Origin of the sequence: Butyrivibrio sp. Su6 (genome assembly GCF_900108105.1) — a bacterium.
Classification (GTDB): domain Bacteria; phylum Bacillota; class Clostridia; order Lachnospirales; family Lachnospiraceae; genus Butyrivibrio.
Genome location: NZ_FNUR01000020.1, coordinates 14,934 through 27,970 on the forward strand (window position 1 = coordinate 14,934; position 13,037 = coordinate 27,970).

Below are 13,037 nucleotides of genomic sequence, written 5' to 3' on the forward strand. Positions count from 1 at the left end.
CTTTATTTTGAAAAAAAAGCATGCGATATAACCTTAACAGGTTAAATGCATGCTTATTATTTCAATTGATCTTCTTTTGCTTATAAAGATCTGAATCCGCTCTTGCGATGAAGGACTGGAGCGATATTGGTGACTCGAAGTCGTACTGGGCGATTCCTACGCTTACTGACAGATCATAGTTGGTATTATAGCTTTCAGTAATGCGTTTTACATTGTTCTTTATCTGATCTGCAAGCCACGTAGCTTCTGCCCTGTAGGACATCTCTGCAACTACCACAAACTCATCTCCGCCATACCTTGATACAAAGAACCTGCTTCTAGGGCCCTGGCATGCTTCCTTGATGGCGTCTGAAATTCTGATAAGAGCGTTATCTCCTTCAAGATGTCCATATGTTTCATTTACAGTTCTGAAATGATCGATATCAATAAGAAGGATAAAAAGAGACATTCCAGGCTCTTCTTCTCTCATCTTCCTGGTAAGATATCTGAACATCTGATTCTTGTTATTTAACTGAGTAAGCGGATCTAAAGAGATAAGACTCTCTGTCTGAGTAATATATGCATAAAAAACTGCGGCTACAATTCCATAGCACAAAAACGGTATTCTCCAATATACTGCCTGCAAGATACCAAGTATGATCGGCATACATGGAAATACGCCTATCATAAAGTACATGCCCCTATCGGCATATCTGTCCTTGTCCAAAGCTCTGTAAAAAGCCTTAGCTGAAGATGCAAGAAGATATCCGAAAGGAACTACTATAAGTATCAGATAGAGATTTCCACCCACAAGGGCGTTATTCTCATCCACGTAAAATACTAAACCTGTTCTATAGGCTGAAATGCATAAAATCGCAGAAATCCAGACAGGTATACTTATCAGAAGTCTTGCAATGTCCTTCTCTACCATCTTTCCCTTTTGTAGAGTTTCAGACAAAATGAACCAAAGATACGCATCAACACTTATAAGCAAATATGTAAATATGTTGGATAAATAAAGGAAAGGCTTTGAGTTGCTGATAACGCCGCTATCAACAAGTGCCCAGAATATCTCTGCTATAAAATAAAGCATTGTAACAAAGACGATATCGCCAAGATAAACTGTTGAAAGGTCTTTATTAACACCTCTAGCTATTTTAAAAAGAATTATTCCAAGTAAGAAAAAGCAAGCCAAATAGGCTTCAATGTAGTAAAATTCGTACCCCAAAGTAAAACCTCCGCCATACTTGTGCAATTGAATGAATTTTATCACGATTCTTTTTGCTTGTGACCAAAATTCATTCGATTTTATATTTTGTTTATAATTTGGGGTTCACGCTCCTCCGGCAATAGCCTTAAGCGCATCAAATTCAGACTCGTAGACGCCTCCCATAGCCTCCAGATCTTCCCAGGAGTACCATGCTCCGCTAAGCTGGACACCTTTGATAGAAATATCAGTAGCAATGACCATGAAGGGCTTATGATTAACAACAATATATGCTGTTCTGTTAAGCCCGAAAGGAGTAACAAAAATATGCCCCGTTTCGATCAGATGATTAATCTGATCTAGTGTGTAATTCTTATTTAATGGAGTCGTTTTTAGCATATATCTCGCCCTCAAAAATCGAATTGCTCCCTCAAAAAAGAAAGAGTCAAATAGTATAAAATCATTATACTATCTGGCTCTTTTAGTGTAAATTCGTTTATATTTATTTAATATTTGAATAATCTCTTTCTCCAAAAATGCCGGTTCCCACACGTACAAATGTTGCGCCTTCCTCGATAGCAACCTGGTAATCTCCCGTCATTCCCATGGATAAAGTGTCCATTTTAACGCCCTGAATATTTGCTGCATTTATCTTATCTTTCAGCTCTCTAAGGCCTTTGAAATAGACTCTGTTGCTCTCTGGATCATCGGTATAAGGGGCAATGGTCATAAGCCCTCTTATCTTTAGATGTTCAAGACTGCTGATAGTCTTAACAAAGTCCATCACCTCATCCGGTGCAAGTCCAAACTTGGTGTCCTCACCGGCCATATTAACCTCTATAAGCACATCTGCCACAATACCTGCTTTTGCAAACTGCTTTTCTATCTCAAGAGCCAGCTTTTCATTGTCTACAGAATGGATCATTTTGACTATTCCCGGCAGATATTTAACCTTATTGGCCTGAAGGTGACCAATCATATGCCAGTCCACATCCTCTGTGATCACTTCGTGCTTATCCCTGATCTCCTGGACCTTATTCTCACCAAAAACTCTTATTCCGCAGTCCATGGCCTGTCTGATATCGCTTACAGGCTTGGTCTTGCTGACTGCAATGAGAGTGACTTCGCTTCTGTCTCTCCCGGCTTTTTCGCATGCCTCACAGATTTTTTTCTCTACAAATTCAAGATTATCCTTGATCATGATCATATCCCCATTTAATAATCAAACGTTTTTCCGCTTTATTTTTTCTGGGGCTTATTATATCATAATTCTAGGGGATACGAATACATATACTATATGAAAACGTAACATGAGGGGTTACCAAAATGAATGTCAATGACATTGCAAATGGTTCTGAAATAAAAATCTATGCAGCGATCGGCGGCCATAGTATTGTCCTTATGACAGAGGCAATATTCGGAGTATCCGCTGGTCTCCTTGTAAAGCCAATGGAGTACTTTGGCAAATACATGCAGTTCCTGGAGCCATCGCAGGTCCAGGTTCTCAACAAGCGCGATGGCCGTATCTATAGATTCATGTCCACAACTATCACTCCTGTAAAAACAAGATATGGATATTTTCATCTTATAAGAGCTTCTTCCAAGCTTGAACCTGAAAACTCCAGAAAAGCTGAGCGCTTCTACATAGAAAAGCTTGGTCTTATGTCCATAAATGGAAACAACCTCGATTTAAAGAACTGTCTCGTTCATGACATTTCGCTCAGAGGCCTTTCCCTTGTCCTTGATAAAAACACCAGTCTAAAGCCGGGGGATCACTTAAATGTCATGTTCAGATACGGTGCTACACTCCATAATTACGAAGTCAGCACTGTGGTAGTCAGGAATTTTGAGGTTCAGGGCAAAAGAGCTGTCGGATGCAGCATATCCAATTTAAATGTTGATCTTATTGGTCTTCTATCCGAAAAGAGAAATGAGAAACATAACATATCTGCAGAGTCGTCTGAGATAAGTCTTAATCCTGAAATATCACAGGCTCAGCAGATCCAGGAAGTTGAAGAAGATCTTGCAAAAGATATAACGCCATCAGAGAAAAAATCTCTCAATATTACTTCAAACGGAACCAATCCTTTGGATCCTGCCAACTTAGAACACATAACCGATAAATCTCTTCGTCAAAAGAAGAAGGAAGAAAAAATGGCACAGCAGGCAAGGGATATTGCGAATCTCCTCGATCTGCGCGATATCTGAGCTGATCAGAAAATATCATCATAGAAATATCTAAGAAAAGCCCATGTCCTGCGACATGGGCTTAATGTTTTTAATAACGGATCTGCTTTTCAACCATACGAACAAATTCTACATTGTTCCTTGTCTTTGAGAAGAGGTTGATGCACTGATCAACTGCATCGTCTGCCTTCATACCATTGAATCCCTTTCTCAGGCTGTTGATAGCTGCAAGCTCCTCTTTTGAAAGAAGAAGATCTTCTCTTCTGGTGCTTGACTTTGGAATATTGATAGCAGGGAAAATTCTCTTTTCCTGAAGTTTTCTGTCGAGAACCATTTCCATGTTACCTGTTCCCTTGAATTCCTCGTAGATAACATCATCCATCTTTGAACCTGTCTCAATAAGAGCTGTTGCAAGGATTGTAAGGCTTCCGCCCTCTCTCATGTTTCTGGCAGCACCAAAGAATTTTTTAGGCATATGAAGAGCTGCCGGGTCAAGACCACCTGAAAGAGTTCTTCCTGATGGTGGAACTACGATGTTATAAGCTCTTGTAAGACGAGTGATGGAATCAAGAAGGATTACAACATCCTTGCCGTGCTCAACAAGACGCTTTGCTCTCTCCATAACCATTTCTGCAACTCTCTTATGATGCTCAGGAAGCTCATCAAATGTTGAATAGATAACTTCTACATTTGAACCTTCGATTGATTCCTTAATATCTGTAACTTCCTCAGGACGCTCATCAATAAGAAGGATAAGAAGGTGCATATCAGGGCTGTTCTTTAAGATTGATTTTGCAACATCTTTAAGAAGTGTTGTCTTACCAGCCTTAGGAGGTGATACGATCATACCTCTCTGTCCCTTACCTATTGGGCTGATAAGATCCATGATTCTCATAGCAACAGATGAACCTGGCTGCTCAAGCTTAATTCTTGAATTAGGGAAAATAGGTGTCATGTTCTCAAAATTCCATCTTCCCATTGCAACTTCAGGCTTGTATCCGTTTACTGAATCAAGAACTGCAAGTGCTGCAAACTTATCAGATTCTTTTTTCTCTCTGCATCTGCCCTTAAGGATGTCACCAGTTTTCAAATTAAACTTTCTGATCACGCTTGGTGCAACATATACGTCATTCTCACCAGGCAGATAGTTCTCACATCTGATAAAGCCGTAACCATCCTGCATAACTTCAAGGATTCCATCTGCAGGATCTCCATCTGCAACAGGAGCTTCTGCTGGTGCCGCTGCAGCTGCATCTTCCTTCTTTGGCTCAGCTTTAGCGCTCTCAGCCTGCTCATCTCTTTTTATTGTCTTAACCACAATGTTTTTCTTGTGGACTCCGCTTTTTTCATGGTTCTGAGCCTTCTCCGCAGGAGCATCAGCTTTTTCTGCCTTTTCTGTTTTTTCAGCTTTTTCTGCTTTTGCAGACTTTACGGCCTTTGCAGGTTTTTCTTCCTTGTGTTCAGGCTTCTTATCAGATTCTTTTTCATCCATCTCGCACATAAGATCAATGATCTCTGCTTTTTTCATGGATGACGCGCCTTTAATACCTCTGGTCTTCGCAATTTCCCTTAGATCACTAAGTTTTAAAGTTTCGTATTTTTCTCTCAAATTAACTCCATTCCGTGCACAATGCACTATTCAAACAATACCTATATCCTATAAACAACAATTGTTAACGTGGGATCTTCGAACGATGTACGTCGAATAGACGAATTATGTCCAATTAGAAATAACTTATACTGTAAGCTATCGTTACGTCACAAATACATTACAACATACTTAAAAGAAAATCAACTACTTTTTTCAATTTTTTATCATTTAGTTTTATATAATAATATCTTTTGCAATCTTTTCCCGCGTAACCATGGGCAAAAATCAAAAAAGCTCCCTGTACAAAAAATGTACAGAGAGCAATAAAAACTGTTTAATTAAAATTTCCGTAAAGTATCTTGGCAAGTTCTGAGTTTTTATCAAGAACTAAAGTTTTATCGCCTGTGAGCGATCCCTTAAGAGCATCAAGGCCTCTTATATAGCTGTAAAACTCAGCTTTATCCTCTGTGTCATAAGCTTTAGAGAGGGTCTCCATATATGCTGCCTCTCCTTCTGCTTCAAGGACCGCTGCATCTTTTTCAGCCTGAGCCTTTATGATGGCAACCTGCTTATCAGTTTCATTCTGGATCTTCTGGGCTTCAGCATTACCCTGGGCTGTATAAGAAGCTGCAATATTGTTTCTCTCTGAGATCATTCTCTCATATACAGCTTGCTTGTTATCATCAGGAAGGTCCAAAGCTTTGATCTGTGCCTGAACGATTGTGATACCATAACCAGCCATATCAGAATTAGCTTCTGATGTAATAAGCTGTGTAAGCATCTCGCCTCTTGCCTCTATAACCTCATCCTGTGTCATGGATGAAATTGCATTCTTTGTTGCATTGTATACAGAAGCCTCAATTCTCTCCTCTGCTCTTGTCTCAATGGCATTAAGTGTCTGAACAAACTTAAGAGGTTCTGCTACCTTCCACAGTACATATGTATCTGTTATCATTGACTTTTTGTCCTTTGTGATAACGTCTGACTGAGGAATATCATATAGAATAACCTTTGCTGAAATTGACTGGGTGCTGTCAATAAAAGGTGTCTTGAAATGAAGACCGGGATCCTGCGCTATAGCAACTATCTTTCCAAATCTTCTTACTGTAACATATTCATTCTGATGCACTACGTATGTTGATGATCCCACAAGTACCGCTGCAAGGAGAACAACAACAATGATCACATAACCTAAAATACCTTTTTTCTCATTCATTGTCTCAATCCTCCTTAACCGTTAAAACTATCTAGTGGAAGCATCTGCTGTGTGTTCCCATCAGTGATGATAACCTTAAGATCAGGAAGAAGTTCTTCCATTGTCTCATAGAAAAGTCTTTTCTTTGTGATGTAAGGCTGGAGTTTGTACTGCTCATACATCTCATTGAATCTCGCAACCTGACCTTCAGCTTCTGCTATTCTTGCCTGCTTGGAAGCTTCTGCATCCTGAAGAATCTTATCAGCAGCAGCTTCTGCCTTAGGAAGCTCTTCGCTCTGATACTTTTTAGCATTGTTTACAGCTGTTTCTTTTCCCTGCTTAGCTGTTTCAACAGACTTAAATGCCTGAACGATCTCCTCTGTCGGAGGCTCAGCGTCCTGAACAGAGATATTAACAACTGACATACCAATATTCTTTTCAGCAAGCTCCGTTGTAAGTCTCTCTTTTACCTCTGCCTGGATCTGTCCCTTTGCAGTTGTGATGACGTCATCTACAGGATAATTGACAACAGTATTTCTAATGCTGGCAAGCGCCATGTTCTTCATGATCATCTCAGGATCTTCGCTGTTGTAATATGCGGCAACAGGATCGCTTACTTTATATTCCAAATAGAAGTCAATATCTACAAAGTTGAAATCTGAAGTTATCATAACTCCTTCATCATCAACAGTTATGTTCTGTCCATCCTTAAGAACATATCCAATACCAATACCATGAGTAGTCATATCTACCAAATGTACCTGCTGAATATAAGGAATCTTAAAATACAAACCTGCAGTATCAACACGCACAACCTTACCAAACATAGTAAGGATTGCCTGCTCCTGCTCTTTTACAGAATAGAAACTGCCATTTACTACTGTCAGCGCAAAAAGAGCCACGATTACCAGGAGGACTACTTTAAGGCTGATCTTCTTTTTTACAAAGCCATTTTTATTTTTTCCCATTAATACTTTTCTCCAAATCCTCAAAAACACAACTAAAGAAAAATGGCTGGCATACACGCAAGCACGCCAGCCTTTTTCATATGTTCAATATCTCATTTAATTACTGGAAATTTGCTACAAGGGCTACGATCCTAAGAGCAAAGAGAATGAAAACTACCCACATGATTGGGCTGATATCTTTTGCCTTCTTAGTAACAACCTTAAGAATAACCCATGCAAGAACTGCAAACATGATACCTGTAGCGATTGAATATGCAAGAGGCATCATTACTACTGCAAGGTAAGCACCTACTGAATCAGCGATGTCGCCATCAAACTTAACCTTTGCAATTGACATAAGCATAAGCATACCAACATAGATAAGTGCCGGAGCTGTTGCAAATGAAGGAATAGCAAGGAACAGTGGGCTAAGAACGATTGAAACAAGGAACATTACACCAGTTGTAAGAGCTGTAAGACCAGTTCTACCACCTGCTGCTACACCTGCACTTGACTCAACGAAACTTGTTACTGTTGATGTACCAAGTAAAGCACCACATGTTGTACCTACAGCGTCAGCCATAAATACCTGACCAACTCTAGGAAGGTTACCATCCTTATCAAGAAGGCCTGCCTTATCAGCAACACCTACTACTGTTCCAACTGTGTCAAAAAGATCTACATAGAGGAAGCTGAATGTGATAGCAATGAACTGAATAAGGTGTGTTGCAGCCCAACCAAAGTTAAGCTTAAATGCTGTCTCGGAAATAGCGCCAAGCTGAAGTCCCTGTGAGAAATCAGGGAAAAGATTAGCTGCTGTGTAAACACCTGTTGCCTGAAGGATCATTCCGATGATCCAGGTAACAATGATTCCGATAAGAACACCACCTGTTACATTGTAGTGTACAAGTGTTGCGATAATGATGAGTCCTACAAGTGCAAGAACCATATCAAGATCAGAGAAGCTTCCAAGTCCTACTACTGTTGCATCGTTAGCAACGATAATGTGTGCATTCTGCATACCGATGAATGCTACAAAAAGACCGATACCTGCTGAAATACCAAACTTAAGATTCTGTGGGATGCTGTTGATGATCTGCTCACGGAATTTAAAGAATGAAAGAACAATGAAGATAATACCTTCACAGAATACTGCTGTAAGAGCAATTGTGAAAGGATTCTCCTCTCCGGCAAGTTCACCAAGACAAACTGTATATGCAAAGTAAGCATTAAGTCCAAGTCCTGCTGAAAGACCGATTGGGTAATTGGCAAAGAAAGCCATTACAAATGTTGCAATTGCAGAAGCAAGCGCAGTTGCAACGAATACGCCGTTTGCATTCATTACTGTGCCCAAAATGTTAGGGTTTACGGCAAGAATATATGCCATAGTAAGGAATGTAGTTAAGCCGGCAAGCACCTCCCTCTTCACGGTAGTGCCATGCTCATTGAGTTTGAAACACTTCTCCAACATACTTTTTTCCTCTCCTTTGAAAAACATTTATAAATTTGTTTATTAAACACCGGACATTATCTTTTTAAGATTCTGCCAACAGTGTAAAGAACCTCATATATATTGTCGTAAAACTCGAATAATACGTGAGCCATTACAGATATATAAATGTTCTTAGTAGCGATATATGCAATTGTAACCGGAAGAGCCATGATAGCCCATTCCAAAATCCCCAAAGGTCCATGAGCTCTCGTAAGAGCACAAAGGACTAAACTAAGTACAGCAAAGATGATAGTCTGCTTTTTATTATCAAATCTGATAAGAGCCTTTCTAAAGAAAAGCTCCTCTGCCACAGGCTTGATAACGATCATCATAAGCGCGTAAAAGAAGGTTGGAACCAGATCATTGTGAACTATTATACTTACAGCACCTTCATCAATATGGAAAGAAAACTGTGAAGATATCAGCATCCTAAGCTTTCCTGCAAGTAAAAGACCAATAAAGGTAATAGCAACAGGAATCCAGAATCCTAATACTCTTCCGAAGTTCTTATAAAGCTTTCTGAAGGAAAACTGCTTGTATATAAAGTAAAAGTATGTAAGTAATCCAAAATAGAATGCAAAGAATAAATGAAAAGCCTGCTTGGGCCAGATTATCGTAGCAACTACAAAAACAATCTCCCATGCAATAGGTATATATATTCGTTTCAAGGCAAACTCCTTTAAACAATCAAAAAATCAATTCATATTATATATATAGCTCATTGCAAGGTCAATCATATTTATCCAATAATTAATTAGTTTTGTAAGTTTTTACTTATCATGCTAAAATGTGTTGGCATAGCATTTTACATGGAGTAGGAACAATGATTTTATCAGTACATAATTTGTGTAAATCCTTTGACGGAAAAGATATATTAAACGGTGCGTCTTTTCATATAGAGAACAATGAAAAAGCTGCTATTGTAGGCATAAACGGTGCAGGCAAGACCACACTTATCAAAATGATAATCGGTCAGCTCTCACCAGACGATGGCGAAGTTACTTTTTCCAAAGATACTACATGGGGTTATCTTGCCCAAAACCAGAATATCACCTCAGAAAACACCATCCTCGATGAGCTCACAGAGGTAAAAAGAGATATCATAAACCTTGAACAGGAAATCAGAGACGCCGAAGAAGCAATGAAGCACACTACAGGCGATGACCTTACAAAGCTCATGGAGAAGTACACTCAGATGCATGAGAAATTCCAAAGAGAATCAGGCTATGCATGGCGAAGTGAAGTTCTCGGCGTTGCCAAGGGTCTTGGCTTTATTCAGGAGGAGTTTGATAAGAAGATATCTACTCTCTCCGGCGGTCAGAAAACAAGGGTTGCTTTGGGAAAGCTTCTTTTACAAAAACCTGATCTCATCATCCTGGATGAGCCTACCAACCATCTTGATATGAATTCCATCAGATGGCTTGAAAACTATCTCTTAAACTACAAGGGTGCCGTACTTATCGTCTCCCACGACAGATACTTCCTCGATAAGATCGCAGGTAAGATCATCGAAGTTGAAAATACAAAAGTCAGTTCTTTTTCCGGTAATTACAGCACCTATGCAGTAAAGAAAGAACAGGCGCGTGCCGCTGAGCTTGCAGCATATGTCAAGCAGCAACAGGAGATCAAGCATCAGGAAGAAGTCATCGCCAAATTAAAGAGCTTTAACAGAGAAAAATCAATTAAGCGTGCGGAAAGCCGTGAAAAGATGCTTGATAAAATTGAAGTACTTGATAAGCCCACTACCATTGATGACAAAATGAAGATTTCACTTAAGCCCTCAAGCGAAAGTGCCAAGGACGTTCTTACCGTTACAGATATTTCCAAGTCATTTGGCAGTGAACAGCTCTTTTCCAACATCAGCTTTGAGATCAAAAAGGGCGAGCATGTGGCGATCATCGGAGACAACGGAACCGGTAAGACAACCATGCTCAAAATGATAAATGGCATAGAAAGCCTTGATTCAGGAAAAATCGAACTTGGTGTAAAAGTAAAGATTGGTTACTACGATCAGGAGCATCACGTTCTTCACGATGAAAAGACTTTATTTGAAGAGATATCAGATGCTTATCCTACTTTGAACAATACAGAGATACGTAACACTCTCGCTGCTTTTCTTTTTACAGGAGATGACGTATTTAAGAGGATCGGCGATCTGTCAGGTGGCGAAAAGGGTAGAGTTTCTCTTGCAAAGCTTATGCTTTCAGACGCAAACTTCCTTATCCTCGATGAGCCAACAAACCACCTTGACATAACCAGTAAGGAAATTCTTGAAAGTGCAATATCAGGCTACGAGGGAACCGTCCTCTATGTAAGCCACGACAGATATTTTATCAATAAAACAGCCACCAGGATTCTTGACCTTACCCATGGCCAGGTAGTCAATTACATAGGTAACTATGATTATTACATGGAGCATGCGGATGAGCAGAATTCAAGGCTCTTTGGAGAAACTTCTTCCAATGACGGAAGCAGCCTTGGATCCGGAAGTTTTAAATATTCTGCTTCCCAGCCAGATGGTGTTTCTTCAAACGCAGCAGCTTCTGCACCTTCATTAAATGGCAGCTCTACTGCTTCAACTCAGAGTTCTTCAAATGGCGCTATGGACTGGAAAGCCCAGAAAGAAGCTCAGGCTCAAAAGCGTAAACAGGAAGCTGCACTCAAAAAATGTGAGGAAGAAATTGCCAAGTTAGAAGCCCGCGATGGTGAAATAAACGAACTTCTCGCTGAACCATCAGTCGGAACAGACCTTGCCAAACTCAGAAAACTCTCAGACGAGCAGGCTGACATTCAGGATAAACTTGCTGCTCTCTATGATGAATGGGAAACATTGTCAGAATGAGAAAAATAGCACTGATTCCCTATAGGAAATCAGTGCTATATTTATGGGTCAAATCATAAATGCGCCATTTTTATTAAAAATGCATTTTCACTTAAGCTTCGCCCCGTCTTTGAATGCATTTCCAACTTTTTCACCAATGCCATAATAAGCATTTGCAAATGGATCAAAGCTGATTGGTTTTACCTTTTTAACATCAACAGCCCCATCAGTAACTACGCTCTCATCTGCAGAAACATTTACAATTTCTCCAATAAGGATACCGTCATTAAAGCTCTTTACCTTGCATTCAAGAGCAACAGGAAGTTCATCTATAAGAGGTGCATCTACAAAATCACTCTTGGTTGCATGAAATCCAGCTTTCTCAAACTTATCAGGAACCTTTCTTCCTGATTCAATGCCTACATAATCACAGGCAATCACCTGACCTTCAGTAGCAAGACTTACTGTAAAAGCGCCTCTTTTAGCCAGATTGTCAGTAGTCTTATGTTCAGACAGACTGATCGTAATTTCCTTAAAATCTGTCGTAATGCCCCATGCTGCGTTCATAGCATTTGGTACTCCATTTTCATCATATGTTGCAATGATAAGAACCGGCTGCGGATACATGAGTGGTTTTGCGCCAAAATTTACTCTGCTCATTTTATTCCTCCTTTGATATACCTCACATTAATCTTCCGTTTTGTTATTGGAAGTATTCTATTCAAGCATAAATCATCAATGCATATAACATCATTTTATATTTCCAAGTGTTTTTAACATTTCCATTGCTTTTTCATAGGATTCTTTCATCTTCTGCGGGCTATTTACACTCATGCCCTTCTCTCTTGCTTTATTAGCCAAGCCTTCGTAATCACTAATAAACAACGTATCCTCAGCACCTGCTGATATTATGCTTTCAGCCTCTTCTAAAGATATCCTTTTTACACTCGCATTATGCCTTTCCTTAAGCATAGAAACCTGTTTTGCAAGAATCTCATCTTCTTCGCCAATAAGACAAATAATTATATTCTTCATAGCTCATATTTCTTTCTTATACTTAGTTCTGCGTATATCTGGTTATATTTAATATCCTCTATCAATTGTCTCACATTAAATGTGAAAAGTGAATGTTTGTTATGAGACCATACGCCACCATTGACTGAACCTGAGGAAAACGCCTTGGTTTGCGAGCCGACGGTGATGATGATGGGAACAGTAGATTGCATCTCACCGTCGGATTCAGCATTGTAGCGTTTTCCTCAGAACCCGTCAATGGCAAGCACCTTCGGTGTGGCTAGGTACAAGTTGCCTCGGGCTCTGACTCCGAGAACAGTAGCAATGTCATTTAGTTAAGGAAATTCATATATACTTTCATATCAAAAACATTATTGCAAAAGAAAAAGTGATTCTACAAAGAACGTAAGAATCACTTTTTTATTTGAAAATTTTTAAATTAGGGCTTGACACAGGCCTCAAAAAGTGCGGCCGCCTTTGCTAAAGAAGCTTTAGCAAAGGCGGCCCCTTAAATCAAAGGTATCCGACCACACATTGATTTAAGGAGGCACTCATGAAAGCATCATACATCAAAAAGAAGTTTTTTGAAACTATTGATTCTATT

The 13,037-nt window shown here is 39.6% G+C and carries 12 protein-coding genes; 2 read left to right on the top strand and 10 right to left on the bottom strand.

The window, feature by feature from the left end; all coding sequences use genetic code 11:
• Positions 1-61: 61 nt before the first annotated feature.
• The 3 genes from C4S54_RS15630 to C4S54_RS15640 form a co-directional block, all read right to left on the bottom strand.
• Complete coding sequence (locus tag C4S54_RS15630; protein ID WP_103870317.1) at positions 62-1,207, bottom strand: GGDEF domain-containing protein; 1,146 nt, start codon at positions 1,205-1,207, stop codon at positions 62-64.
• A gap of 105 nt (positions 1,208-1,312) precedes the next feature.
• Positions 1,313-1,585: a hypothetical protein gene (locus C4S54_RS15635; protein ID WP_103870318.1), complete on the bottom strand. Its 273-nt coding sequence runs from the start codon at positions 1,583-1,585 to the stop codon at positions 1,313-1,315.
• 103 nt (positions 1,586-1,688) lie between these two features.
• Entirely contained in the window at positions 1,689-2,387 is a 699-nt protein-coding gene (locus tag C4S54_RS15640) for a YggS family pyridoxal phosphate-dependent enzyme (protein WP_103870319.1), read from the bottom strand.
• 125 nt (positions 2,388-2,512) lie between these two features.
• Here C4S54_RS15640 and C4S54_RS15645 point away from each other — a divergent pair, with 125 nt between their 5' ends.
• On the top strand, positions 2,513-3,394 hold the full coding sequence (locus tag C4S54_RS15645) for a PilZ domain-containing protein (protein ID WP_103870320.1): 882 nt from the start codon (positions 2,513-2,515) through the stop codon (positions 3,392-3,394).
• 70 nt (positions 3,395-3,464) lie between these two features.
• Here C4S54_RS15645 and rho read toward each other — a convergent pair whose 3' ends face one another.
• From rho to C4S54_RS15670, 5 genes are all read right to left on the bottom strand, one after another.
• Positions 3,465-4,982: a transcription termination factor Rho gene (gene rho / locus C4S54_RS15650; RefSeq protein ID WP_103870321.1), complete on the bottom strand. Its 1,518-nt coding sequence runs from the start codon at positions 4,980-4,982 to the stop codon at positions 3,465-3,467.
• Positions 4,983-5,298: 316 nt separating this feature from the next.
• On the bottom strand, positions 5,299-6,180 hold the full coding sequence (gene hflC, locus C4S54_RS15655; RefSeq protein ID WP_103870322.1) for a protease modulator HflC: 882 nt from the start codon (positions 6,178-6,180) through the stop codon (positions 5,299-5,301).
• A 14-nt stretch (positions 6,181-6,194) separates the two neighbouring features.
• A complete protein-coding gene (hflK, locus tag C4S54_RS15660) occupies positions 6,195-7,127 on the bottom strand; it encodes an FtsH protease activity modulator HflK (RefSeq protein ID WP_103870323.1) in 933 nt (310 codons plus the stop codon).
• 100 nt (positions 7,128-7,227) lie between these two features.
• Positions 7,228-8,574 (bottom strand): NCS2 family permease, encoded by a 1,347-nt coding sequence (locus tag C4S54_RS15665; RefSeq protein WP_103870329.1) that lies wholly within the window; start codon positions 8,572-8,574, stop codon positions 7,228-7,230.
• A gap of 59 nt (positions 8,575-8,633) precedes the next feature.
• Positions 8,634-9,266 (bottom strand): CPBP family intramembrane glutamic endopeptidase, encoded by a 633-nt coding sequence (locus C4S54_RS15670; protein ID WP_103870324.1) that lies wholly within the window; start codon positions 9,264-9,266, stop codon positions 8,634-8,636.
• 155 nt (positions 9,267-9,421) lie between these two features.
• Between C4S54_RS15670 and abc-f the strand changes: the two genes are divergently transcribed.
• Positions 9,422-11,440, top strand: coding sequence for a ribosomal protection-like ABC-F family protein (gene abc-f / locus C4S54_RS15675; RefSeq protein WP_103870325.1), 2,019 nt, complete (start codon positions 9,422-9,424; stop codon positions 11,438-11,440).
• Between the two features lie 87 nt (positions 11,441-11,527).
• On the opposite strand, the gene C4S54_RS15680 is transcribed toward abc-f, so the two are convergent.
• Together C4S54_RS15680 and C4S54_RS15685 are read right to left on the bottom strand one after the other, a co-directional pair.
• Positions 11,528-12,079 (bottom strand): flavin reductase family protein, encoded by a 552-nt coding sequence (locus C4S54_RS15680; RefSeq protein ID WP_103870326.1) that lies wholly within the window; start codon positions 12,077-12,079, stop codon positions 11,528-11,530.
• Positions 12,080-12,169: 90 nt separating this feature from the next.
• Positions 12,170-12,454: a hypothetical protein gene (locus tag C4S54_RS15685; RefSeq protein ID WP_103870327.1), complete on the bottom strand. Its 285-nt coding sequence runs from the start codon at positions 12,452-12,454 to the stop codon at positions 12,170-12,172.
• Positions 12,455-13,037 lie beyond the last annotated feature (583 nt).

Excerpts from the sequence above, each read along its gene's own strand:
- C4S54_RS15635 (WP_103870318.1), bottom strand. The coding sequence starts at position 1,585 with ATGCTAAAAACGACTCCATTAAATAAGAATTACACACTAGATCAGATT.
- C4S54_RS15640 (WP_103870319.1), bottom strand. The coding sequence starts at position 2,387 with ATGATCAAGGATAATCTTGAATTTGTAGAGAAAAAAATCTGTGAGGCA.
- C4S54_RS15645 (WP_103870320.1), top strand. The coding sequence starts at position 2,513 with ATGAATGTCAATGACATTGCAAATGGTTCTGAAATAAAAATCTATGCA.
- hflC (WP_103870322.1), bottom strand. The coding sequence starts at position 6,180 with ATGAATGAGAAAAAAGGTATTTTAGGTTATGTGATCATTGTTGTTGTT.
- hflK (WP_103870323.1), bottom strand. The coding sequence starts at position 7,127 with ATGGGAAAAAATAAAAATGGCTTTGTAAAAAAGAAGATCAGCCTTAAA.
- abc-f (WP_103870325.1), top strand. The coding sequence starts at position 9,422 with ATGATTTTATCAGTACATAATTTGTGTAAATCCTTTGACGGAAAAGAT.
- C4S54_RS15680 (WP_103870326.1), bottom strand. The coding sequence starts at position 12,079 with ATGAGCAGAGTAAATTTTGGCGCAAAACCACTCATGTATCCGCAGCCG.
- C4S54_RS15685 (WP_103870327.1), bottom strand. The coding sequence starts at position 12,454 with ATGAAGAATATAATTATTTGTCTTATTGGCGAAGAAGATGAGATTCTT.